This window comes from Methylomonas aurea (assembly GCF_024505045.1).
Taxonomy (GTDB): domain Bacteria; phylum Pseudomonadota; class Gammaproteobacteria; order Methylococcales; family Methylomonadaceae; genus Methylomonas; species Methylomonas aurea.
The window spans coordinates 1-22,375 of the sequence record NZ_JANIBM010000012.1 but is presented as its reverse complement, the minus strand read 5'-3'; the positions used below and the strand labels follow the sequence as shown (position 1 = coordinate 22,375).

Below are 22,375 nucleotides of genomic sequence, written 5' to 3'. Positions count from 1 at the left end.
GCTTATGAAAAATCGTGAACAAATTTTGGCCACCATCCAAGACATCATGGTGGAAATGTTCGAAATGGACCCGGCCCGCATCGAACCGGAAGCCCGCCTCTACGAAGACCTGGATTTCGACAGTATCGACGCGGTCGACATGATTGTGCGCCTGAAAGAACTCACCGGCAAAATGGTGAAACCCGAGGATTTCAAAACCGCGCGCACCATAGGCGATGTAGTCGAGGCCGTCCACCGCCTGATGCAGGATTGAGATGACGCCGGGCTTGAATGCGCTGATCGGCCTGTTAACCGCGCTGTATCCGGCGGCGGTGTATTTCGGCCTGCAATACCTGCAACCCCGGCTCATCGCCCTGGCTCTCGCCGCGACGTTGCTGTTGCGCTTGACCCTGGTCCGCGCCGACTGGAGCAAACCGTTACTCCTGGCCGGCTTGGCCTACGCCGGCTTTGCAATCTGGAGCAATCAGGCCGTGGCCTTGCGCTTTTATCCGGCGCTGGTCAATGCCGTGATGCTGGCGATATTTGCCGCCAGCCTGTTGCATCCGCCCTCGATCGTCGAACGCCTGGCGCGGCTGAAACAACCTGATCTGCCGACGCAAGGCGTGTCGTATACCCGGCGCGTCACCCAGGTCTGGTGCGGTTTCTTTATCGTCAACGGTGGTATCGCTGCAGCGACCGCGCTGTGGAGCAGTTTCCAGATCTGGAGCCTGTACAACGGCCTGATCGCGTACCTGCTGATGGGATTGCTGTTTGCCGGCGAATATTGGGTCAGGCTGCGCACGCTGAAACCGGAATAAGGCTTTGATTGCGCTGGCCGATTTACTCAGTGCCGAGCTGGCCGGAACCGTTGCCAGGCACGGCGGCCGCGATTATAGCTTCGCCGAATTTCGCGCGGCGGTCGATGACTGGCGGGAATCGTTGTCCGCTGAAAACGAGCAAAAATATGCCTTGTTCTGCCACGACGCCTACCCGTTTGCGGTGTTGTTGTGCGCGCTGTGGCACGCCGGCAAGCAGGTCTGGCTCGCCGCCAACAACCGGCCCGGCACGGCGCAGCAACTGCAACAGGCCGGCTGCCGGCTGATCGGCGACTGGCAAGCCGGCTTCGATTACCGGCTGGACCAGGAGCGTGGGAGAATGCCGGTTTTCGGCCGTCTGGAGCCGGACGCGAACAACCTGGCGATTTTCACCTCCGGCTCGACCGGCGCGGCCAAATCGATAAGCAAATCCCTCCGACAGTTGCAAGCCGAAGTCGACACGCTGGAAAGGCTTTGGGGCCGGGATTTGGCCGGCAGCCGGATTCTGGCGACGGTCAGCCAGCAACACATCTACGGTCTGCTGTTCCGGGTGTTGTGGCCGCTAGCGGCCGGCCGCACCTTCCACAGCGAAACGGCACTGGATGCCGAGCATCTGGCCCAGCAAGCCGCAGCCGGTCCGGCTTGCTGGATTGCCAGCCCGGCCCATTTGAAGCGGCTGGCTGCCGATGCGCCGTGGCCGAGTCTGGCCGGGCTTTCCGCTATTTTCAGTTCCGGTGGCCCGCTTCCGACCGAATCCGCCGCGCAGATCGAACGCAATTGCGGTCGGGCGGCGCTGGAAATCTACGGTAGCAGCGAAACCGGCGGCATCGCCTGGCGCCGCTATCCCGATCCGGCCTGGCAATTGTTCGACGGCCTGAGTATCGACCTGATCGACGGCAAAGCCTACCTTAGCTCACCCTATTTGCCGGATGAGAACGCGCTGGAACTGGACGACAGGCTGGATTTGCAAAGCAAGGACCGTTTCCTGTTGCACGGCCGCCGCGACCGTATCGTCAAGATCGAAGAAAAACGGTTGTCTCTAGACGAATTGGAACGGCATTTGGCGGATAGCCCATGGCTGAGCGAAGTCCATGCTCTGGCCTTGGCCTGCAGCCGCGACCATTTGGCCGTCTGCGCGGTACTGTCGACGGCCGGGAAAGCGGCAATGGCCGACCACGGCCGCAAACTCTTGGTCGGCAAGCTGAAGGAAGCTTTGCAGCCGTGGTTCGAAGCGGTGTTGATTCCGCGCAAGTGGCTATTTGTGTCCGCCATGCCGACCACCGCGCAAGCCAAACTCGACAGCCAATTGCTGCAAACCTTGTTACAGAGCAACGACCGCATGCCGCTGCTACAAACCGCCGACTTGCAGCCGGACACCGTGGTACTGGGTTTGAAAGTACCGCGCCAGCTGCGCTATTTTGCCGACCATTTCCCGGGTTATCCGATTCTGCCCGGTGTGGTACAGATCGGCTGGGCCGAGCATTTCGGCAAACAACTTTTTAACATCAACGCGCCGTTTAGCCGTTTGGAAGCCGTCAAGTTCGCTAAACCGGTCCGTCCCGATTATGAATTGCAATTAACGCTGGACTGGCGCCGCGACAGCAACAAACTGAATTTCCGATTCAGCCAAGCCGAACAAGTCTATAGTTCCGGCCGCTTGGTATACGCAACGGACCCATCGTGAAAACCTGTTTGGTCATCCCGGTTTACAACCACGAACGCGCGATCGTGCCGTTGCTGGCCCGATTGGAACGCTTCGGGTTGCCTTGCATTCTGGTCGACGACGGCAGCAGTCCGGCATGCCGGCAAGAGCTGATCGACTGTGCCGCCCGACACCGCAGTTGGATCACGCTGCTACAACGGCCGAGTAACGGCGGCAAGGGCGCGGCGGTAGTCGACGGTTTTCAGCGGGCCATAGCCCAGGGCTTCAGTCATGCGCTGCAAATCGACGCCGACGGCCAGCATGACGTGGACGATATTCCCAAATTTCTGGAGCTGGGCTGCCAACATCCGGAAAAGATGATTTTGGGAGCCCCGCAATACCAGAGCGACGCGCCGAAAAGCCGGGTTCATGGCCGAAAAATCACCAATTTCTGGATCGCAATCAATACCTTGTCGACCGCCATCGGCGACGGCATGTGCGGCTTTCGCCTGTATCCGTTGACGGCGGTCGGGCAATTGCTGAGCCACAGCCGATTAGCCCCCGGCATGGCGTTCGATATCGATATCGCGGTGCGTCTGTACTGGCAGGGAGTCGATGCGGTCAACTTGCCGACCGCCGTCCGCTACCCGTTGGAAGGGGTATCGCATTTCGACCTGTGGCGGGACAACTTAAAGATTTCCGCGACCCACGCCCACCTGTTTTGCGGCATGCTCCCCCGCATCCCCCGCCTGCTGGCGCGGCATTGGCGATGAAAACCAAGCGCCATTGGTCGCAAATGCAGGACTGGAGCCTGGCCTGGGGTATGCGCCTGTTGTTTACGGTGTACCGACTGTGCGGACGGCAGATGCTACAAGTCTTTCTCTACCCGGTCGTGACCTATTACTGGCTGGCAAATTCCGCGGCCAGACGCGCCAGCCGCGATTACCTGGCCAGATTGGCGGCTTTCCAGCCCGAGGTGAAACTATCCGGCAGCCTGTTCGATAGCTACCGCCACTTTCTCGGCTTCGCCAACGCCATTATCGACAAACTGGCCGCCTGGTCGGGTCTGATCGCGGTAAACGATGTCGAATTCTCGGGCCGAGAACAACTATTGGCCGACCTTGCCGGCGGCCGCGGCGCCTTGTTGCTGGCCAACCACCTGGGCAATCCGGAAGTGTGCCGGGTCATGGCCGACCGCGACGCTGCCGTGAAGATCACGGTATTGGTGCATACCAAGCATGCCGAGAAATTCAATCGCCTGCTCCGCCGTTACAACCCGGACAGTGCGATGAATTTATTGCAAGTCACCGAAATCAATGCCGCCACGGCCATGCTGTTGGCGGAAAAAATCGAACAGGGCGAGTTGGTGGTGATTGCGGCCGACCGCACGCCGGTCAACGGCGGCCGCACGCTGACCGTCGATTTCCTGGGGGCGCCGGCGCGGTTGCCGCTCGGGCCGTTCGTATTGGCCGGACTGTTGAAATGCCCGGTGTATTTCCTGTTTTGCGTCAAGCGCAACGGCAGGCACCAAATCGTATTCGAGCGAATCGGCGATGCGTTGAGTTGGCGGCGCGAGCAGCGGGATGCCGTTATTCAACAAGCGGCCGCGCTTTTCGCGCAGCGGCTGCAGCAGCATACATTGCAAGCGCCTTTGCAATGGTTCAATTTCTACGATTTCTGGCAGACATAAAAAAGCCGCCGTTCAGCAGAACGGCGGCCTAGGCTGTATTGCCGAGCGGGCCGGACGGCACACCTGGACCGGTGTCCGCCGGCAAAGCCGGTTACCAGGTCAGAGTAAATACCGATTTAACGTTTTTTGCCGGGGCGTAAGTATAACCGGTCGCGGCAATGCTGTTGATGGTATAGACGCCGGATGCCGCCTTGACTTGTTTCGACGGTTTGGAGGTGTGAATCACGATACCATCGGTTCCGGTTTTGGCGACGGAAGTACCGGACAGCGCACCCGACCAGGTTCCGGTTACCACTGCATTCGGCACCGGGCGGCCTTGGGCGTCGACCACTCTGAGCAAAATCATGCCGGTCGCAGTCGAGCCTCTGGCCACCATCATGCTGGCGGCGCCGGCAGATACCGATTTCACCGGCGGAGCGGTGACAACCACTTGCACTGATTTGGTATCGGTCAGATTGTATTGGTTGGTTACGGTCAGTTTTGCGGTAAAGGTACCGGCGGTTTTGTAGGTGTAGACCGGGTTGGCGCTGGTCGAGCTGCCGCCGTCGCCAAAGCTCCATTGGTATTTGGTGATATTGCCGTTACCGACCGATTTGTTCGCAGAGAAATTGACGGTCAATGCACTTGGTCCGCTTAATGTGGAAGCGTCGATCACGGCAGCCGGTGCGACGGCGCCAGCGTTGGCAACCGGGAACGAGCCGGTAATACTGTACTGCCCCAAGCTGGCATAGGTCGGATAGCCGTAATCTGTTCCAACCGCGGCACGAGCACTGGGGCTGACCGCCAAGTAGTAAACCCCGGCGGGTACCGTACTGCTGATCGTAGCGGCGAGCGAACTTTCTGCAGCACTGGTTGCAACTACGCTGCCGTCCGCTTTATAGAGCGTCGCTTTGGTATCCAGATTCGGGCCTTTCGCTGCCGGTTTTACACTGAGGTTGACCGTACCGCCGGCCGTATTGACGATGAACATATCGACATCGGCAGCGGTTTCGATCACACCGAACGTACTGATATTTGCCGTCGCGCCGGTTGCGGTGTTGTTAAGGGAGCTGGCAGTGCTGAACAGGTTACCGAAATCATCGATACGCGCATTGAACCCGGCAGATGCCATCACCGCCAAGTCGTTTTGCTGATTGTTGGCGCCCGGATAGACGCCTGCACTCCACTGAGTCAGATTCTTGTAGTAGCCCACGCCCATGATCGGCGCCCAGCCGGTTTCGCCAGTACCGTGGCCGGCGTAGTATCCTACCGTGGTAGTCCCGGATTTTTGGCCGTCGTGCAACAAACCCAAGGTATGGCCCGCCTCATGCGATATCGCTTCCGCAATGTATTTTTCGTTGTTGGCCAGCGATTGTTGGAATACCCATGCCGGTTGGTAATAGGTATTGTTCACCATCGATACCACGCCGACGTAAGCGATACCGCCGCAGCTGCAACTGATGGTGCCGGTTTTGGTGATCACGACTTGCGTGCCGTAACTGCTATCGGCGGAACTGGTACGAAGCAGCGCGTCGCTGCTGGGCGGCTCGGTGGTGACGTCGACGTCGAAGGCGATGTAATCCTCGGCCACCCGGTTCCAGATGCTGATGATATTGCTGCGTTCGTTGTCGTCGAACACTGCCGGGTTACCGCTCAAATCGTAGGCAGGAGCGGCGATAGTCGAACTGCTCCAAGCAGTTTTGCTGGCGGTATAGCCGACGAAGTTCAGATAAATGGTCTTGCTGGCGCCCGGTTTGCTGTGCAGTTTAAAGGCATTGGCCAACTGCGCGGTGGAAGCGATCGGCACCGTGGTGTTGCTGGTGCTGGCGGTGGTAGCGCCGCCCGCCGCTTCGGGTTCGCCCGCCCCAGGATTACCGGCGTCTTGGTCGACGTAAAACATCCGGTTATTGCCATCGATCCGCAAGGAATCGTCGCTGAGCAACATTTCCCGCAATTTCTCCGGTGCCAAGCCGTAACCGTCGGCCACTTTGGCCAATTCCGTGCCTAAAAAGTCGATGGCATGTTGCCCTTCGTAGTTGACCGGCAATTCGACGGACGCCACGGCGGGATCGGCCAACACCGCGTTGGCGGAAACGGCCGGTTGCATTGGGTCGCTACCGTCGCCGTTGGCTCCGGTATCGATGATCTGTTTGATTTTGCCGTCCTGATCGACTTGAACCATGTAGTTGCGGCCTTGCATGACGCTATTGACCAGATCGCGGTTTTTATCGAGATCTTTGCCAAGCAACCGGGAGGTATCTGCGGCGAATGCCAGAGAGGCGGAGCTTGCAGCAATGGCAAGAATGCCCGCTGCTATCTTATTGAGCGTTTTCATATCGGTCACCTTTATTTATGCGAACTTCAACAGGCACACCAACCGATCCAACCTGTTGCAGTGACGACTTTGCGTTATGCGTTATCGCCGTCGAGTTAATGGAATGCACGGAAAAGTCAAAACCCAGGGTTTGTTTTCAGCACGCCTTATTGTTACGAGGCAAACGTCGGGATACTTTGAAACAGCTCTAACTTCCGCCGATGCCATCACCAGCCGCTAACGTTTCAGTGAGCCGGTCTGCAAATCCGGCCGCACGCAGCCGCAGGCAAAGTTCGTTAAACCCTGGGCCGCGGGATATGCGAAAATTCAGAGCGTTATGATTTCCGCAACCGGCATGCCCAACTCCTTGCTACGCTATCCGGCCGGCTTCCGGCCCAACTCCGCCCATCGACCGACGCCGTGACCGACCGCTCGCCCGTTTTGTTCGACGCCTCGCCGTTGCCCATCGAATCCATCGCCGACCTGGCCCGCCAACGCCGTGGCGCCGTATTGAGCGATAACCCGGATTTCGTGGCCCGTATCGACCGCGGCGCAGCCTTCGTCGACCGGCTGCTGCGCGAAGAAGGCTGCGTCTACGGCGTCACCACCGGCTACGGCGACTCCTGTACGGTCGCCATTCCGCTCGACCGGGTTGAGGAATTGCCAATCCATTTGTACACCTTTCACGGCTGCGGCCTCGGCCATTACTTCGACGCGGAGCAAAGCCGCGCGATTGTCGCCGCGCGCCTGTCCAGCCTGGCCCAAGGTTATTCCGGCGTCAGATACAAACTGCTGCAACAAATCGCATTGTTGCTGCAACACGACGTTTTGCCGTTGATCCCGCAGGAAGGCTCGGTCGGTGCCAGCGGCGACTTGACGCCTTTGTCTTATTTAGCCGCGGTGCTGGCCGGCGAACGCGAGGTGCAGTACCGCGGACAACGCCGCCCTACCGCAGAGGTGTTCGCCGAATTGCAGATCGAAGCCCTACGCTTCCAACCCAAGGAGGCTTTGGCGATCATGAACGGCACCGCGGCTATGACCGGCCTGGCTTGTCTGGCTTTCGACCGCGCCGCCTATCTGGCCGCACTCTGCACCCGCATCACCAGCCTGGCGGTGGCCGCCTTGCAAGGCAACGCCTACCACTTCGACGCCAAATTGTTTTCGTTGAAGCCCCATCCCGGCCAGATGCGGGTTGCGGCCCGGATCCGCGCCGATCTGCAAATCACCGGCGAAGCGCCACGCAACGACAAGCGCTTGCAGGACCGCTATTCACTGCGCTGCGCGCCGCATGTGATCGGCGTCCTGGAAGACGCACTGCCCTGGCTGCGGCAACTGATCGAAACCGAATTGAACAGCGCCAACGATAATCCGTTGATCGATGCCGATGGCGAGCATGTCCTGCACGGCGGCCACTTTTACGGCGGCCATATCGCGATGGCGATGGACACTTTAAAAACCGCCGTCGCCAACTTGGCCGACCTGATGGACCGGCAACTGGCGCAACTGGTCGACCCCAAATTCAACCACGGCCTGCCGGCCAATCTGAGCGGTGCCTGCGGCGGCCAGGCGCCTTTGAACCACGGCTTCAAGGCAGTACAAATCGGCGTCTCGGCCTGGACCGCCGAAGCCTTGAAACTGACCATGCCGGCCAGCGTGTTCTCCCGTTCCACCGAATGCCATAACCAGGACAAAGTCAGCATGGGCACCATCGCCGCCCGCGACTGCATCCGGATTCTGGAACTGACGGAACAAGTGGCGGCAGCGTTATTGATCGCGAGCTGTCAGGCCTTGGAACTGCGCGGCGGCTTGGATCGGAGCGGACCGATGTTGCAAGCCACCCTGCACCAAGTGCGCGAGCAAGTGGCGTTTTTGACCGACGACCGGGCGCTGGAAGCCGATTTGCGCCGCTGCCTGCGTGCGATTCGGCAGCAGCAATGGCAACTGTATCCGTAACGCCATGGCCGAAAAATTGACCACCGAAGTCGGGTTGCTGGTTCCGTTCCACGATGTCGATATGATGGAAGTGGTTTGGCACGGCCACTATTGCAAGTATTTCGAGATCGCCCGCTGCGCCTTGCTGGAAAGCATCGATTACGACTACCGGCAAATGCGCGACTCGGGATTTTTCTGGCCTATCATCGACTTGCACCTGCGCTACATAAAACCGGCGCGTTTCGGCCAGCGCATTTTGGTGCGCGCCACGCTGAGCGAGTGGGAAAACCGGCTGAAAATCGACTATCTAATCCGCGACCACGCCAGCGGCAGCCGGCTGTGCAAGGGCCACAGCGTGCAAGTGGCGGTGGATATCCAAACCCGGGAAATGCGTTTCGAATCGCCGCCGGTTTTGTTCGCCAAACTCGGGATCGAAAAACCATGAAAACCCTATCCACCCTGATCCTCTGGCTATTCGCCGCCGCCACCCAGGCCGTCGACGCCTTGGCCGCCATCAAATCCCGATTGGTACCGGCGGCAATCGTCCAAGGCCATTTCCGCCAGGAAAAACAACTGAAATTTCTGAGCAAACCGCTGGTTTCGGAAGGCGAATTCACCTTCCAGCAGCAACGCGGCGTGATCTGGAAAACCGTCAGTCCGGTCGAGTCGGTGCTGCTGATCGGGGAAAACCGCTTAATCACCAGCCAGGGCGAGCAAGCCCTGCCGGCCAGTTTCGGCCGCGTGTTTCCGGCCATGCTCGGCGGCGATCTCGCCGAATTGGGCGCAGACTTCAGCACCAGCGCCGAGATGCAACCCGATTCCTGGCGCCTGACATTGCTGCCGAAAGACCCGCTGCTCGGCAAAGCCATCGCCGCCATTTACTTGGCCGGCGACAGCGAATTGCGCAGCGTGGAAATTCGCGAAACCGGCGGCAACGTGTCGCGGATCGGCTTCGATCAGATCAGCCGCCCCGCCCAACTCAGCCCGCAACAGGCGGCCGAATTTGCGCGTTTATCGCCCTAAACTTTACGCGGCGCTGTGGCTGCTGGGCATGCTGGCCCTGGCCTGGCTGACCCTGCAAAATCTGCGGCGGGATTGGCTGGAAACCGGCTTCCTGGCGCTACTGCCGCAGGCCGAACAACGGCCGGAGGTTGCAAACGCCATCGAACGCCACAATCAGGCCGTCAACCGCAAAGTGGTCTGGCTGGCCGGCGCCGCCAACGCCGGTCAAGCGGTAACCCTGGCCGAAACGGTGAAGACTCGCCTCGCCGCCAGCGGGCTGTTCGCCGAGTTGACCCTGCAAATTCCGCAGCAACAGTACCGGCAAAGTTACCAGCAACTGTTTAGTTACCGCTACCAACTGCTGGACGCGAAAACCCGGCAAGCCTTGCAGCACGATCCAGAGCGCTTGCTGCGCGACAATCTGGAAACGCTGTACAGCCCGCTCGGCCAGTTGCAGGCCGCCAATCTGGAACACGACCCGTTGTTGCTGTTCAGCCGTTACTTCGCCGCGCAAAACCCGCTGCAACTGAATATCGAACACGGCGCCGTGGTGGTGCCGGACGGACAGATGGTCCGGGCCTTGCTAGTCGGCGAATTGCCCGACCGAGATTTGAAACTCGACAAACTGGAACTCTTGCTGAGCCTGAATCAAAGTTTGCAAAACCAAGTGCGCCAACAAGGCGGCGAACTGCTGGCGACCGGCCTGCCGCTGTTTACCGCCTACGGCGCCCACCTGGCCCAACACGAAATATCCACCATCGGCATCGGCTCGACGCTGGGTGTGGTAGCGCTGCTCTCGCTGACTTTCCGCAGCCCCCGGCCCTTGCTGCTGTGTTGCCTGGCCGTTGCCGTCGGTCTGCTGGCCGCCTGGAACTTGAGCCTGCTGCTGGTCCCGAAACTGCACATAATGACCTTGGTGTTCGGCTCCAGCCTGATCGGCGTGGTGGTCGATTACGCGTTGCATTTTTTCTGCGACGGCCTCGGCCTGCCGCACTGGACGCCGCGCCGCGGCTTGACTTACGTGCTGCCGGGCATCGCCTTCGGCTTGCTGACCAGTTTGTTGGGATACGCCGGCCTCGGCTTCTCGCCGTTTCCGGGCTTGCGGGAAATGGCGCTGTTCTCGGCACTGGGTTTGGTCGCCTCCTGGCTTACCGTGGTCATGCTGTTTCCTTTTCTACTGGCCCGCTTCCGGCCGCAACACCAATTCGGCATGCTGAGTCTGGCCGGCTACTGGCAGCGCAGTTGGCCGGAACGGCTACACCGCTATCGGCGCTATCTCTGCGCCGGTTTCGCGCTACTGCTGGTCGGCGGCCTGAGCCAGTTGCGCGCGCAAGATGACGTTCGCCTGTTGCAAACCGCCCCAACGGAAATTACCGCAGCGGACGCCGAAATCAGGCGGCTACTGCCGATCGGCCGCGACAACCAATTCTTCCTGGTCTCCGGGGCAGACCTGGCCGATTGGTACCGCAACGAACGCGGCCTGCTCGACGCGCTAGCACCGCTAACCGCACAAGCCAAACTCAAGCAGTTCGATGGCGTCAGTTCGCACTGGCCGGACCCGACCCAACAACGAGCCGATTACCAGTTACTAAAAACCGGCGTTTACCGGCCGGATTTGTTGCAGCGCTACATGCTGAACCTCGGATTCGAGCAAACCGCGATCGATAGTGAGTTACAAAATTTCGCGGCCGCAGAATCAAAAACATTGAGCCTGGACGACTGGCTGGCAAGCGCCAACCCCAATCTGCGCCAGCAATGGTTGGGCTGCAACGCCGAGGCTTGCCGCAGCATCGTGGTATTGGCCGGCATCGCCGATCTGGCGCCGCTGCCAGCGCTGGCCGCTTTGCCCGGCGTCGTCTGGGTAGACCACGTGTCGCAATTGTCGGACTTATTCCAACGCTACCGGCAACGGGTGACAGTGTTGCTAGTCGGCGTCTGCAGCTTGATTATGGGCATCCTGATTTATCGGCTGGGCTGGCGCGACGGCGTGCATGTCATGTCGGTGCCGCTGTTGGCGATGTTAACGGCGCTGGCAACGCTAGGCTGGTTCGGCGAATTGTTTACCTTGTTCAATCTGTTCGCGTTGCTGTTGGTATTGGAAGTTGCCGTCGACTATGCGGTATTTTTCCATATGGCGGCCGCCTCCGCCGGTACCGTTGATAAGCGCGATACGACCACGCTCGCGGTGGCGTTGTCGGCCTTCACGACGCTGCTAGGCTACGGCTTGTTGGCAAGCAGCTCCACCGCCATCGTCCATGCCTTCGGCGTGACCTTGGCCGCCGGCGTCGGCAGCGCCTTCCTACTGGCGCCGCTCATTGGCTTTAACGCAAATAAGTCCAAGCAATGAAGCCCGCACCCGTTTCGCCGCCGGCAAGCAAACCCGCCAAACGCTACAGGTGGTTATTTTTGCTGGCGCTACTGGCGATACTCGGCGCTGCGATCTGGAGCCTGCGCTTTCAAATTAGCGAACGATTGCTAATGCGCGCATTGCAATTCAGTCCGCTGGCCGCAACCGAATTATCCGGCCTTCAATTCGACGCCGGGCGGGTGCAACTGGCCCGGTTCGGATTTGCGCTGGAAACCGCCGCCGGCCCGTTGCAAGTAACGCTGGAAAACGTCGCAGCCGATTATCGGCTCGAACCGCTGGGTGTGGATGCCGTCGATATCGGCCGCGCGACACTGAAGCTGGACTACCGGCCCGCCGCCGACAATCCCGCGAAGGCTGGTGAGGACGCGAAGCCCGGGCGCTTGCCGCTACCGCCGGTACGCATCGCCCAGCTCGATCTGCAAATCGCCACACCCTGGGGCAACAGCAATTTCAACGGCAGCGCCCAATTCGGACTGACGCCGCCCGCCGCTTACCGGCTGAACCTCGAAGACAGCCGGCAAAGTCTGACCCTGCATCTGGCCGCCGACATGAGCAATTTCGACTTGGCGCTGGCGGGCACAAACGGCGCGCGGATTCTGGCGCTGGACGGCTCCGGCTTCGGCAGCGCTGCCGGCAAGCTGAGCCTGCGCGGCAAATTGGGCGACATCGCCGCCTGGCTGGCAAGCACGCCGTTGCTGCCGGCCAAGCTGCGGCCGGCCGGCGCGCCGACGGCGTTGGCGGCGCAACTCGGCAACAGCCGATTAAATCTGGACTTGCACAGTTCCGACGACTTCGGCCACAGCCAGGGCCATTTGTCGCTGGCCCGCGATAAAAACATTCTGGCCGAAGCCAGCGCCGCGGTCAGCCTGCTACCGCAGCCGGCCGCCGACGTCACCGGTCGGCTGGCGCTGACCGCCGGCGAAGCCTTCGACTTGGCCAAACCCTGGCTCCCGGAAACCGCCCGCAACTGGAGCGTGGCCTCGGGCCAGATCGCCGCCACTTGGCAAATCTATTGGCAAGCGCAGCTGAAGCGCGGCAAAGCCGACATCAATGTCTCCGATTTGGCGTTAACCGCCGGACCGGCGCGCTTGCTGCACAGCGATATCCATGTGGCCGTCCCTGACCTCGGCGCCGGCAGCGGCGAACTCAGCGCCCGGATTCGGACGCTGGAATTGGGCGACGGCTTGAACGGCCGCGATCTGGAGATAGACGCCGCCTACCGGGAGCCGGAATTGAATCTGAAGCGGGCGCGGCTGGCCATCTTCGGCGGCGAACTGGAACTGGCACCGGCGACGTTCGACATCGGCCAGATGCCGTTGGCCTTGACCCTGCAAGCCCGGCAAATCGATCTGGCCCAGCTATTGGCCAGCCTGCATCACCCGCAATTGTCCGGAACCGGCAGCGTCGACGGCGAACTGCCGTTAACGCTGGCAACCGGCAGCATCGAACTGCAAAATGGCACGCTGTTCGGCACCCGCCCCGGCACCTTGCGCTACCTAAGCCCGGCCGACGACGGCAATCTGGCGTTTCAAGCGCTGCGCAACCTGGTTTACCATCGCTTGCAAGCTCAATTAAACTACCAGCCCAACGGCGATTATCGGATCGGCTTGCGCCTGGAAGGCCACAATCCGGAAGTGCTGTCCGGGCACCCGTTGGCCTTTAACCTGAACATCAGCGGCCAATTGCCGGAGCTGTTGCGCCGCGGTTTGGTGGCCGGCAATTTCGAACGCGCGATATTGGAGCAAGTCGGCCAACCGCCGGCCGAACCCAAAGCCCAGCCCGCTGGGAAACCATAACCAACGCTGCCGCCGGCGGCCGAGAGGAGAACACCATGAAATTAGCAGCGCAATGCATACTGCCGGTCTGGGCCGTCTGGATACTGGCGGGATGCTCGCCGTCCGTCAAACTCGAAGCCCCCGACAAACCGATCGAGATCAACATGAACGTCAAGATCGAACACGAAATCCGCCTGAAAGTGGAAAAAGACGTCGACGATTTGATTTCCAGCCAAAAAGGCCTGTTCTAAGGAGTCCCCCATGTTAGCGAAAACCGCACAATCCCTGTTGTCCGCCCTGACCCTGGGCTTGATATTGTCCACCTCCGCCGGCGCCGCCGATCTGGCGCAACTGAAAGCCGCCGGCACCGTCGGCGAACGCAGCAACGGCCTGCTGGGCCTGGTCAAACCTGACGCCCCGGCCGAAGTCAAAGCCTTCGTCGACAACATCAACGCCCAACGTCAGGCCGAATACCAACGCATCGCCGCCAAGAACGGCGTCACCGCAGAAGAGGTCGCGCGGCTGACGGCACAAAAAGTCATCAACCAAGCCGCACCGGGCCAGTTTGTCGATACCGGATCGGGGTGGCAGCAGCGTTGACAAACAACTAACGATCCTACCTGCGTTGAATCCATATGCGTTCCATTTCAGGATTACTGTCGGGGTCCGATCGTGAATGGCGAAAAGTTTCCGGAGCGACCCGGCAACATACTATCGAGCTGAAAAGAGCCCTTCCATTTGAGCCGCCATTCGAGTACATCGAGTTTCTCAGATACTCAAACGGCGGTGAAGGCGAACTTGCCATCGCCCCGTTCTGGTTTCAGTTATTCGACGGCGCATTTGCAATAGAACGGTGACGAGACAAGAACTACCGCAAGCATTATCCAAACCTGTATTTCTTCGGAAGTAACGGCGGCCTGGAATCGATCGCATTCGATATGAGTTACCGCAAACCATGGCCTGTTGTTTCAGTTGACTGTATCGCCGGCTCAGATAGCGCTTGTCGCATATCTAACGACATTCAGGAATTTTTGGAACAAGTTGGCCCGAGAGGTCTTCAAGAAGCCCAAACCACGCGATACCCCACGCCGAATATATGAATAGAACCACTGCAACCATCACGTTGCTTACCATCGCACTTGTCGTGTCCAACGCGTGGTGGGCCTACCGCTTGTTGGACTTTGGCATTTCATATACCTATCAAGGCGTATCGTTCGAGGAACACCAGCAGGCTCTCGCTCAAGCGCTAGCGATCATTAAAGTTCTGGGTAACTGCGACGCCTCGCGCGAACAAATCGTTCAGGCGGTGCAACAGGCATGGTCATCTAGCCAGCCGTTCGAAAAAGACGGTTGGTTACGGGTCGGCAGGCTTGGCCTGCGTTTTACCGAGGACGGCCGACTCGTCCAAGCGGTATATGATGATTAAATCCACCGGCGCCGGTAAAACCATTGCGGCCACCCATATCACAAGGTCGGTTTATATTCCATTCGAATCAGAGACTTGGCATAATCAGAACCCTTGACTAATAGGAGCAACGCCATGCAGCCACGTAATCTGTTTTCCGTCGCGGTTCTGGCCGCTTTTCTTTCTGCACCCGCGCAAGCCGATTTACTATCCCGACTCGGAGGACTTGCCTATTACGATACCGACGCCGGTATCACTTGGCTGGCGGATGCCGACTATGCCAAGACCTCCGGATACGACGGCGACGGCCTAATGACATGGGAACAAGCCAATGCCTGGGCTGCCGGCCTGAATATTGCCGGCGTAACCGGTTGGCGGTTGCCTTATACGCTGCAGCCGGATACCAGTTGCGGAGTGCAAGCTTTCGGTGCCTCCCTGGGTAGCAACTGCATTGGCAGCGAACTGGGCAACTTGTTTTATAACGTTCTCGGCGGCAAAGCCACAATCGCAATCTCCGATTCGCACAACGACAATTACGAGTTGTTTTCGAATATCCGGATTTCCGGATACTGGTCCGCCACGGAGTTTTCCGGCGATCCGCTCGGCCAAACGGCCTGGGCATTCGGGATGGGCGGTGTTCAGGTCTATGTGAATAAATCGAGTTTCGAACCTCACGCCTGGGCCGTCCGCGACGGCGATATCGCGGCAGTACCCGGTTCCGGCAGCAATCTGGTTGTACGGCTTCGGGTTGGGCTTAGTGGCGTGCCTACGGCGTTATGGACAAAAAAACTAACTCCGCAGCCGCTTAAGGCCGACCGCAAGTTATCGACTATCGCGGAAAGACTATCTGGATGCGGCATTCCACTCCCACCGAATGCCGGTTGACCCCCGATATGGTGCGGGGATAGGCTTCGGCCGAACACCTTTGCGCTAATCCCAGCACTGCGGAGCTTAAAGCGGCTGAATTCCGCAACCACATCACCCGCCCAACGCTGAGCCGATGCAGATACACCGTTGCCCCAAATCAGCAAAAGCCCCCTCCCGCCAAAAACCCCGCTTTTTATGTTGGTTAAATAACAAGACCCTACAAACAATGTTACCAACCCCACCAAACCAAAACCGGAATTCCCGATTTTTATTCGTTTATTTTCAATAACTTAAAACAACAAACCACATTGGCACGGCCATTGCTCTTATCAGGTTGTTATTAACAACACCCACTCAAGAGGAGAAGACCATGGCATTACGTCAATGTGCTATTTACGGTAAAGGTGGTATTGGTAAATCCACCACTACCCAAAACCTGGTTGCCGCTCTGGCGGAAGCCGGTAAAAAAGTGATGATCGTCGGCTGCGACCCTAAAGCCGATTCTACTCGCTTGATCCTGCATTCTAAAGCGCAAACCACCATCATGCACTTGGCTGCTGAAGCCGGTAGCGTTGAGGACTTGGAACTGGAAGACGTGTTGAAAGTCGGCTACGGCGACGTGAAATGCGTTGAATCAGGTGGTCCTGAGCCAGGAGTTGGTTGCGCCGGCCGTGGTGTTATCACCGCGATCAACTTCCTGGAAGAGGAAGGTGCATACGACGACGAACTCGACTTCGTATTCTACGACGTACTGGGTGACGTTGTCTGCGGCGGTTTCGCGATGCCTATCCGCGAAAACAAAGCGCAAGAAATTTACATCGTGTGCTCTGGCGAGATGATGGCGATGTACGCTGCCAACAACATCGCCAAAGGTATCGTGAAATACGCTAACTCAGGCGGCGTGCGTTTGGCCGGCTTGATCTGCAACAGCCGTAACACCGACCGCGAAGACGAGCTGATCATGCAATTGGCTGCCAAAATGGGCACTCACATGATCCACTTCGTACCGCGCGACAACGTCGTACAACGTGCTGAAATCCGCCGGATGACTTGCATCGAATACGATCCTACCGCGAAACAATCTGACGAGTATCGCGCGCTGGCTCAAAAAATCATCAGCAACAAAAACCTGGTGATTCCTACTCCGATCACGATGGACGAACTGGAAGAATTGTTAATGGAATTCGGCATCATGGAAGAAGAGGATTTGTCTGTCGTCGGTAAAACCGCCGCCGAAGAATAAGCCTTACGCGATAGCGGCGGGCGGCCCAGGCCGTCCGCCTTTCATTCCCAAACACTGTCAGTTGGGGGATTGCCCACGACATTAGGAGGAACCATCATGGCAGCCATGACAAGAGAAGAGACGGAAGCGCTGATCGCAGAAGTGCTGGAAGTCTATCCCGAGAAAGCCAAGAAAGACCGCGCCAAGCACTTGGCGGTCAACGACCAAAGCTTGGAAAAATCCAACAAATGCATTACCTCAAACCGTAAGTCCCTGCCGGGCGTGATGACCATCCGCGGTTGCGCCTACGCCGGTTCCAAAGGCGTGGTTTGGGGCCCGATCAAGGACATGATCCACATTTCCCACGGTCCTGTCGGTTGCGGCCAATATTCCCGCGCCGGCCGCCGTAACTATTATGTCGGTACCACCGGTGTCAACACCTTCGGCACGATGAACTTCACTTCGGATTTCCAAGAGAAAGACATCGTTTTCGGCGGCGACAAAAAACTGGCCAAATGTATCGACGAGATCGAAGCCTTGTTCCCGTTGCACAAAGGTATTTCCGTACAGTCCGAGTGCCCGATCGGTCTGATCGGCGACGACATCGAAGCCGTTTCCAAAAACAAAGCCAAAGACATCGGTAAAACCGTGGTGCCGGTGCGCTGCGAAGGTTTCCGCGGCGTATCGCAATCCTTGGGCCACCATATCGCCAACGACGCGATCCGCGACTGGGTTCTGGACAAACGCGACGGCGACGATAGCTTCCCGACCACCCCGTACGACGTAGCCGTGATCGGCGACTACAACATCGGCGGCGATGCTTGGGCATCACGGACTTTGTTGGAAGAAATGGGTCTGCGCGTCGTTGCGCAATGGTCCGGCGACGGTACCATCGCCGAGATCGAAAAAACCCCGAAAGTGAAGCTGAACCTGATTCACTGCTACCGCTCGATGAACTACATCGCCCGGCACATGGAAGAGAAGTACAACATCCCCTGGATCGAGTACAACTTCTTCGGCCCGACCAAAATCGCCGAAAGCTTGCGCAGAATCGCCGCTCACTTCGACGACACGATCAAAGAAGGCGCCGAACGCGTGATCGAACGTTACAAAGCCGAATACGATGCGGTCATCGCCAAATATAAACCGCGTCTGCAAGGCAAAAAAGTCATGCTGTATATCGGTGGCTTGCGTCCGCGCCACGTCATCGGTGCCTACGAAGACTTGGGCATGGAAGTGGTCGGTACCGGTTACGAGTTCGCCCATAACGACGATTACGACCGTACCATCAAGGAAATGGGCAATGCCACCTTGTTGTACGACGACGTCACCGGTTACGAATTCGAAGAGTTCGTCAAAAAAATCAAACCGGACCTGGTCGGTTCAGGCATCAAAGAAAAGTACATTTTCCAAAAAATGGGCATCCCATTCCGGCAAATGCACTCCTGGGATTATTCAGGCCCTTACCACGGCTACGACGGCTTCGCCATCTTCGCCCGCGATATGGACATGACCCTGAACAATCCTTGCTGGAAACAAATTCAGGTGCCCTGGAAAAAAGCCGAATCCGAAAGCGAAGCGGTTAAAGCAGTCGCGTAATGCGCCGGGTGGGCGGTGCGCCGTCCGCCTCAGCCATCGAAAATCGTTCGGGCTTCGGCCCGAGCAATCCAATCAACGCCGGACCACAGATTAGTGGCGCGTTTAGGAGATTATCATGAGTCAACAAGTCGACAATATCCAACCGAGTTACCCTTTATTCCGTACCGACGAATACAAGGAAAATCTTGCCAACAAACGGGCGCTGTACGAAGAGCGCCACCCGCAAGACCAAATCGACGAAGTATTCCAATGGACCACCACCCAGGAATACCAAGAGCTGAACTTCAGCCGCGAAGCGATCACGATCAACCCGGCTAAAGCCTGCCAACCTCTGGGCGCGGTACTTTGCGCATTGGGCTTCGAAAAAACCATGCCTTACGTGCACGGTTCGCAAGGTTGCGTCGCTTACTTCCGTACCTATTTCAACCGCCATTTCAAAGAGCCGGTATCTTGCGTTTCCGACTCAATGACCGAAGATGCGGCGGTATTCGGCGGCCAGAAAAACATGTTCGCCGGCCTGGAAAACGCCAAAGCCTTGTACAAACCGGACATCATTGCGGTATCGACTACCTGTATGGCGGAAGTTATCGGCGACGACTTGAACGCGTTCATCCGTAACGCCAAGAAAGAAGGCCACGTACCCGAAGATTTTCCGACCCCGTTCGCCCACACCCCGAGCTTCGTCGACAGCCACACCACCGGCTGGGACAACATGTTCGAAGGCATGGCGCGTTACTTCACCTTGAACTTCATGGAAGGCAAGGAACCGGGTAAAAACGGCAAAATCAACTTCGTCCCCGGCTTCGAGACTTACCTGGGCAACTACCGCGTCATCCACCGGATGATGAAGGAAATGGGCGTCGACTACACCTTGCTGAGCGACCCGACCGAAGTGCTGGATACCCCGGCCGACGGTACCTTCCGCATGTATTCCGGCGGTACCACCATGGACGAAATCAAGGATGCGCCGAACGCGATCACCACCGTATTGCTGCAACCTTGGCAGTTGGAAAAAACCAAAAAGTTCGCGGAAAACACCTGGAAACACGAAATTCCGAAGCTGAACATTCCGATGGGCCTGGAATGGACCGACGAGTTCCTGATGAAAATCTCCGAACTGAGCGGCAAAGCCATTCCGGAATCGTTGGAAAAAGAGCGCGGCCGTTACGTCGACATGATCACCGACTCCCACGCTTGGCTGCACGGTAAAAAATTCGCGCTGTACGGCGACGCCGACTTTGCCTTGGGCATGACCAAAATGCTGCTGGAATTCGGTGCCGAAGTCAGCGACGTGTTGGTCAACCACGCCAACAAACGTTGGAAAAAAGCCTGCGAAGCTATCCTGGCCGAATCTCCTTACGGCCAAAATGCTACGGTGCATATCGGTCGCGACTTGTGGCACTTCCGTTCCTTGATGTTCACCAACAAACCGGACTTCATGATCGGCAACAGCTACGGCAAATTCATCCAACGCGACACCTTCTACAAAGGTGAAGAGTTCGAAGTGCCGCTGATCCGCATCGGTTTCCCGATCTTCGACCGCCACCACTTGCACCGGATGACCACGCTGGGTTACGAAGGCGGCATGTATGTGCTGACCACGTTGGTCAATGCGGTTCTGGAGCAGTTGGACAAAGAAACCAAAGGCATGGGCACCACCGACTACAACTACGACTTGATCCGCTAAGATCGAAGCTCGTAGGGTGGGCGCCGCCAGGCGCCCACCGCCCTTCCTGCCAGGCGGGCGATTGCCCGCCTCACGCTATCCTAAAGGAGAATCCCCATGCCCAGCGTCATGCTTAGAAAGCGCGAAGACGGTAAGCTGTTGTTCTACATTGCCAAAAAAGACTTGGAAGAAACCATAGAATCCCTGGAGTTCGATACCGCCGACAAATGGGGCGGCGAAGTCCTGCTCGGCGACGGCTCGAAATATTACTTCGAACCGCTGTCCCCGGCGCCGAAAATCCCGACCACGTTACAAGCGAAACGTTTAGCGGAGGAATAAAGCCATGTCCCTTTACATCGTAGCCGAAGAGTGTATTTCCTGTGGCGATTGCCTGCCGGTGTGCCCGACCGATTCGATCAAGGAAGGCGCCATCGTATTCGAGATCAACAAAAAAACCTGTACCGAGTGCAACGGCGATTACGACGAACCGCAATGCGTCAAAGTCTGCCCGATCGACAATTGCATCCTGCCGCTAGCGGCCTAGAGCGATGAACCGGTCGAGCTTAAGCCGGGAACTGGCTCTACGGATCGGACTGGCCGCACGCGCCCTGCCCGATACCTCGCCGAAACTGTTCGTATCGGTGCTGCGCGCCTGCGCCGGACCGCAGCTCGACGAACGCGGCGTCGCCCAGCTCGGCGAGGCGCAACTGCATCAGGCTCTCGGTAACTTCGGCGTAAAAACCGACGCCGATACGGTGCGCAAGGCGCTCGGCTTGCTGCAAAATACGGCGACGCCGGCCGAACCGGCCCCGCAACCGCGTCTGGCCGACCTGCCCGGCTCGATATTAGTGGCCATCGGCAGCGACGATCCGCAACAAGTCGTCGGCCATTTCGGCTCATGCCGCCAATTTTTGGTGTACCAGGTTTCGGCCGGCGAAGCGCGTTTGATCGATATCCGTAGCGTCGATAGCGACGCCCAACGCCGCCACGACGACAAAAACGCCTACCGCGCGCAATTGATCGCCGATTGCCGCGTGCTGTATGTGGCCTCGATCGGCGGGCCGGCCGCCGCCAAAATCATCAAGTACGGCTTGCACCCGATTAAAACCGAGCAAGGCGAAGCGATCAACCAAGTCATCCATCAACTGCAAAGCGTGCTGAGCCAAACCCCGCCGCCGTGGCTGGCCAAATCGATGGGGATTGCCCCGACTCCACGCATTTGTTTCGAACAGGAATCCTAACGATGATCAGTCCAGACCAACTGCAAACCATTGCCGACCGCATCAACGGCACCACGCTGAGCGAAAGCGTAGTCACCGAATTGCGCGGCGAATTTCCGGGCATCCACTTCACCTATTGCATGGAAGACGACATTCCCAACCACGAACCGTTGCTGGAAGGCAGCGGCTTTAATCTGTATCTGGTCGACGGCCGTGAACATTGCCTGTGCCTGACCCGTAACTACGAACACGCGTCAGGCATCGTCATCGCCGAAGTCATCCCGGAATAGGGTGGCGGCATGAGTGACGCGGACCGTCCCGTCAGCCTACCGATTGCCGACTGCAGCATCTGCCCGTTTCGCGGCAAGACCTTGCTGATGGGCCGCTGCATGCCCGGCGATACCTGCGTTGCCGCCCAAAGCGGCCGCCAAATCGACCGTTTCTTCCGCGTCAACCCGGTGTACGCAATCAATTTTCTGCGCGACAAATTCTGGGAGCGCCGCGCCATCGCCGTGCGTTACTCGCCGCTGAAAGCCTTGTTGCCGCTGATCGCAGACGAGGACGAAGTCGTGCGCCGCGCCGTAGCCTTCCGCCTGCCCGCGCAACAACTGGCGGCGCTGATCGACGACCCGGATCGCGAAGTGCGGATGACCGTGGCCGATCGGATCGACGCCGACAATCTGGAACGGCTGGCGGACGATCCGGATTACATCGTCCGCCTCACCGTCGCCAAGCGCCTGCCGCCGGGCCGCCTGTTCCGCTTCATCAAGGACGAGGATTTGCAGGTGCGCAAGCGGGTCGCGGAACGCCTGCCCGAAGTCAGCCTGGGCCTGATGGCCAACGACCCGGCGCCGGACGTGCGCCGCATCGTCGCCGAACGCATGCCGGCCGACGATGCGG

At 58.6% G+C, this 22,375-nt stretch carries 23 protein-coding genes; 22 read left to right on the top strand and 1 reads right to left on the bottom strand.

The window, feature by feature from the left end:
• The first annotated feature begins 4 nt into the window (after nucleotides 1-4).
• From NP603_RS11630 to NP603_RS11610, 5 genes are read left to right on the top strand one after another with little or no spacing between them, the layout of a single operon-like run.
• Nucleotides 5-253 (top strand): acyl carrier protein, encoded by a 249-nt coding sequence (locus tag NP603_RS11630; RefSeq protein ID WP_256611050.1) that lies wholly within the window; start codon nucleotides 5-7, stop codon nucleotides 251-253.
• A gap of 1 nt (nucleotide 254) precedes the next feature.
• Entirely contained in the window at nucleotides 255-797 is a 543-nt protein-coding gene (locus tag NP603_RS11625) for a COG4648 family protein (protein ID WP_256611049.1), read from the top strand.
• A 4-nt stretch (nucleotides 798-801) separates the two neighbouring features.
• On the top strand, nucleotides 802-2,478 hold the full coding sequence (locus tag NP603_RS11620; protein ID WP_256611048.1) for an ApeI family dehydratase: 1,677 nt from the start codon (nucleotides 802-804) through the stop codon (nucleotides 2,476-2,478).
• On the top strand, nucleotides 2,475-3,209 hold the full coding sequence (locus NP603_RS11615; RefSeq protein WP_256611047.1) for a glycosyltransferase family 2 protein: 735 nt from the start codon (nucleotides 2,475-2,477) through the stop codon (nucleotides 3,207-3,209). Before NP603_RS11620 ends, NP603_RS11615 begins: the two co-directional genes overlap by 4 nt.
• Nucleotides 3,206-4,126: a lysophospholipid acyltransferase family protein gene (locus tag NP603_RS11610; protein ID WP_256611046.1), complete on the top strand. Its 921-nt coding sequence runs from the start codon at nucleotides 3,206-3,208 to the stop codon at nucleotides 4,124-4,126. Before NP603_RS11615 ends, NP603_RS11610 begins: the two co-directional genes overlap by 4 nt.
• Before the next feature lie 91 nt (nucleotides 4,127-4,217).
• Here the strand turns inward: NP603_RS11610 and NP603_RS11605 are convergent, their stop codons facing one another.
• The gene (locus NP603_RS11605; protein ID WP_256611045.1) at nucleotides 4,218-6,440 is read right to left on the bottom strand and encodes a PKD domain-containing protein; all 2,223 of its coding nucleotides are present in this window, start codon (nucleotides 6,438-6,440) and stop codon (nucleotides 4,218-4,220) included.
• A 399-nt stretch (nucleotides 6,441-6,839) separates the two neighbouring features.
• Here NP603_RS11605 and NP603_RS11600 point away from each other — a divergent pair, with 399 nt between their 5' ends.
• The 17 genes from NP603_RS11600 to NP603_RS11520 form a co-directional block, all read left to right on the top strand.
• The gene (locus NP603_RS11600; protein WP_256611044.1) at nucleotides 6,840-8,372 is read left to right on the top strand and encodes an HAL/PAL/TAL family ammonia-lyase; all 1,533 of its coding nucleotides are present in this window, start codon (nucleotides 6,840-6,842) and stop codon (nucleotides 8,370-8,372) included.
• A 4-nt stretch (nucleotides 8,373-8,376) separates the two neighbouring features.
• Nucleotides 8,377-8,796: an acyl-CoA thioesterase gene (locus NP603_RS11595; RefSeq protein WP_371928836.1), complete on the top strand. Its 420-nt coding sequence runs from the start codon at nucleotides 8,377-8,379 to the stop codon at nucleotides 8,794-8,796.
• Nucleotides 8,793-9,374, top strand: coding sequence for a LolA family protein (locus NP603_RS11590; RefSeq protein WP_256611043.1), 582 nt, complete (start codon nucleotides 8,793-8,795; stop codon nucleotides 9,372-9,374). The genes NP603_RS11595 and NP603_RS11590 overlap by 4 nt, the downstream gene beginning before the upstream one ends.
• Nucleotides 9,355-11,700 carry an MMPL family transporter gene (locus NP603_RS11585; RefSeq protein ID WP_256611042.1) on the top strand — a complete coding sequence of 782 codons (2,346 nt, stop codon included), beginning with the start codon at nucleotides 9,355-9,357 and terminating at the stop codon, nucleotides 11,698-11,700. The genes NP603_RS11590 and NP603_RS11585 overlap by 20 nt, the downstream gene beginning before the upstream one ends.
• The gene (locus NP603_RS11580) at nucleotides 11,697-13,517 is read left to right on the top strand and encodes an intermembrane phospholipid transport protein YdbH family protein (RefSeq protein WP_256611041.1); all 1,821 of its coding nucleotides are present in this window, start codon (nucleotides 11,697-11,699) and stop codon (nucleotides 13,515-13,517) included. The genes NP603_RS11585 and NP603_RS11580 overlap by 4 nt, the downstream gene beginning before the upstream one ends.
• Nucleotides 13,518-13,552: 35 nt before the next feature.
• Entirely contained in the window at nucleotides 13,553-13,747 is a 195-nt protein-coding gene (locus tag NP603_RS11575) for a YnbE family lipoprotein (RefSeq protein WP_256611040.1), read from the top strand.
• Between the two features lie 10 nt (nucleotides 13,748-13,757).
• The gene (locus tag NP603_RS11570; RefSeq protein WP_256611039.1) at nucleotides 13,758-14,096 is read left to right on the top strand and encodes a YdbL family probable chaperone protein; all 339 of its coding nucleotides are present in this window, start codon (nucleotides 13,758-13,760) and stop codon (nucleotides 14,094-14,096) included.
• A gap of 496 nt (nucleotides 14,097-14,592) precedes the next feature.
• A complete protein-coding gene (locus NP603_RS11565; RefSeq protein ID WP_256611038.1) occupies nucleotides 14,593-14,922 on the top strand; it encodes a hypothetical protein in 330 nt (109 codons plus the stop codon).
• 114 nt (nucleotides 14,923-15,036) lie between these two features.
• A complete protein-coding gene (locus NP603_RS11560; protein ID WP_256611037.1) occupies nucleotides 15,037-15,786 on the top strand; it encodes an Lcl C-terminal domain-containing protein in 750 nt (249 codons plus the stop codon).
• A 352-nt stretch (nucleotides 15,787-16,138) separates the two neighbouring features.
• Nucleotides 16,139-17,011, top strand: a complete 873-nt coding sequence (nifH, locus tag NP603_RS11555) for a nitrogenase iron protein (RefSeq protein ID WP_256611036.1) — start codon at nucleotides 16,139-16,141, stop codon at nucleotides 17,009-17,011.
• A 96-nt stretch (nucleotides 17,012-17,107) separates the two neighbouring features.
• Entirely contained in the window at nucleotides 17,108-18,589 is a 1,482-nt protein-coding gene (gene nifD / locus NP603_RS11550) for a nitrogenase molybdenum-iron protein alpha chain (protein ID WP_256611035.1), read from the top strand.
• A 115-nt stretch (nucleotides 18,590-18,704) separates the two neighbouring features.
• The gene (nifK, locus tag NP603_RS11545; RefSeq protein WP_256611034.1) at nucleotides 18,705-20,276 is read left to right on the top strand and encodes a nitrogenase molybdenum-iron protein subunit beta; all 1,572 of its coding nucleotides are present in this window, start codon (nucleotides 18,705-18,707) and stop codon (nucleotides 20,274-20,276) included.
• 96 nt (nucleotides 20,277-20,372) lie between these two features.
• Entirely contained in the window at nucleotides 20,373-20,594 is a 222-nt protein-coding gene (gene nifT, locus NP603_RS11540; protein WP_256611033.1) for a putative nitrogen fixation protein NifT, read from the top strand.
• A 4-nt stretch (nucleotides 20,595-20,598) separates the two neighbouring features.
• Nucleotides 20,599-20,799, top strand: coding sequence for a 4Fe-4S binding protein (locus NP603_RS11535; RefSeq protein WP_140911807.1), 201 nt, complete (start codon nucleotides 20,599-20,601; stop codon nucleotides 20,797-20,799).
• Nucleotides 20,800-20,803: 4 nt separating this feature from the next.
• On the top strand, nucleotides 20,804-21,496 hold the full coding sequence (nifX, locus tag NP603_RS11530; protein ID WP_256611032.1) for a nitrogen fixation protein NifX: 693 nt from the start codon (nucleotides 20,804-20,806) through the stop codon (nucleotides 21,494-21,496).
• A 2-nt stretch (nucleotides 21,497-21,498) separates the two neighbouring features.
• Nucleotides 21,499-21,765: a DUF6129 family protein gene (locus NP603_RS11525; RefSeq protein WP_140911805.1), complete on the top strand. Its 267-nt coding sequence runs from the start codon at nucleotides 21,499-21,501 to the stop codon at nucleotides 21,763-21,765.
• Nucleotides 21,766-21,774: 9 nt separating this feature from the next.
• A partial coding sequence (locus tag NP603_RS11520; protein WP_256611031.1) for a 4Fe4S-binding leucine-rich repeat protein occupies nucleotides 21,775-22,375 on the top strand: 601 nt, incomplete at its 3' end.

Bases quoted from the DNA above. Each gene is read 5' to 3' on its own strand.
- NP603_RS11580 (WP_256611041.1), top strand. From the start codon at position 11,697: ATGAAGCCCGCACCCGTTTCGCCGCCGGCAAGCAAACCCGCCAAACGC.
- NP603_RS11605 (WP_256611045.1), bottom strand. From the start codon at position 6,440: ATGAAAACGCTCAATAAGATAGCAGCGGGCATTCTTGCCATTGCTGCA.
- NP603_RS11610 (WP_256611046.1), top strand. From the start codon at position 3,206: ATGAAAACCAAGCGCCATTGGTCGCAAATGCAGGACTGGAGCCTGGCC.
- NP603_RS11570 (WP_256611039.1), top strand. From the start codon at position 13,758: ATGTTAGCGAAAACCGCACAATCCCTGTTGTCCGCCCTGACCCTGGGC.
- NP603_RS11575 (WP_256611040.1), top strand. From the start codon at position 13,553: ATGAAATTAGCAGCGCAATGCATACTGCCGGTCTGGGCCGTCTGGATA.
- NP603_RS11630 (WP_256611050.1), top strand. From the start codon at position 5: ATGAAAAATCGTGAACAAATTTTGGCCACCATCCAAGACATCATGGTG.
- nifH (WP_256611036.1), top strand. From the start codon at position 16,139: ATGGCATTACGTCAATGTGCTATTTACGGTAAAGGTGGTATTGGTAAA.
- nifT (WP_256611033.1), top strand. From the start codon at position 20,373: ATGCCCAGCGTCATGCTTAGAAAGCGCGAAGACGGTAAGCTGTTGTTC.
- nifX (WP_256611032.1), top strand. From the start codon at position 20,804: ATGAACCGGTCGAGCTTAAGCCGGGAACTGGCTCTACGGATCGGACTG.
- NP603_RS11590 (WP_256611043.1), top strand. From the start codon at position 8,793: ATGAAAACCCTATCCACCCTGATCCTCTGGCTATTCGCCGCCGCCACC.
- NP603_RS11535 (WP_140911807.1), top strand. From the start codon at position 20,599: ATGTCCCTTTACATCGTAGCCGAAGAGTGTATTTCCTGTGGCGATTGC.
- NP603_RS11595 (WP_371928836.1), top strand. From the start codon at position 8,377: ATGGCCGAAAAATTGACCACCGAAGTCGGGTTGCTGGTTCCGTTCCAC.
- nifK (WP_256611034.1), top strand. From the start codon at position 18,705: ATGAGTCAACAAGTCGACAATATCCAACCGAGTTACCCTTTATTCCGT.
- NP603_RS11625 (WP_256611049.1), top strand. From the start codon at position 255: ATGACGCCGGGCTTGAATGCGCTGATCGGCCTGTTAACCGCGCTGTAT.
- NP603_RS11560 (WP_256611037.1), top strand. From the start codon at position 15,037: ATGCAGCCACGTAATCTGTTTTCCGTCGCGGTTCTGGCCGCTTTTCTT.
- nifD (WP_256611035.1), top strand. From the start codon at position 17,108: ATGGCAGCCATGACAAGAGAAGAGACGGAAGCGCTGATCGCAGAAGTG.
- NP603_RS11565 (WP_256611038.1), top strand. From the start codon at position 14,593: ATGAATAGAACCACTGCAACCATCACGTTGCTTACCATCGCACTTGTC.
- NP603_RS11525 (WP_140911805.1), top strand. From the start codon at position 21,499: ATGATCAGTCCAGACCAACTGCAAACCATTGCCGACCGCATCAACGGC.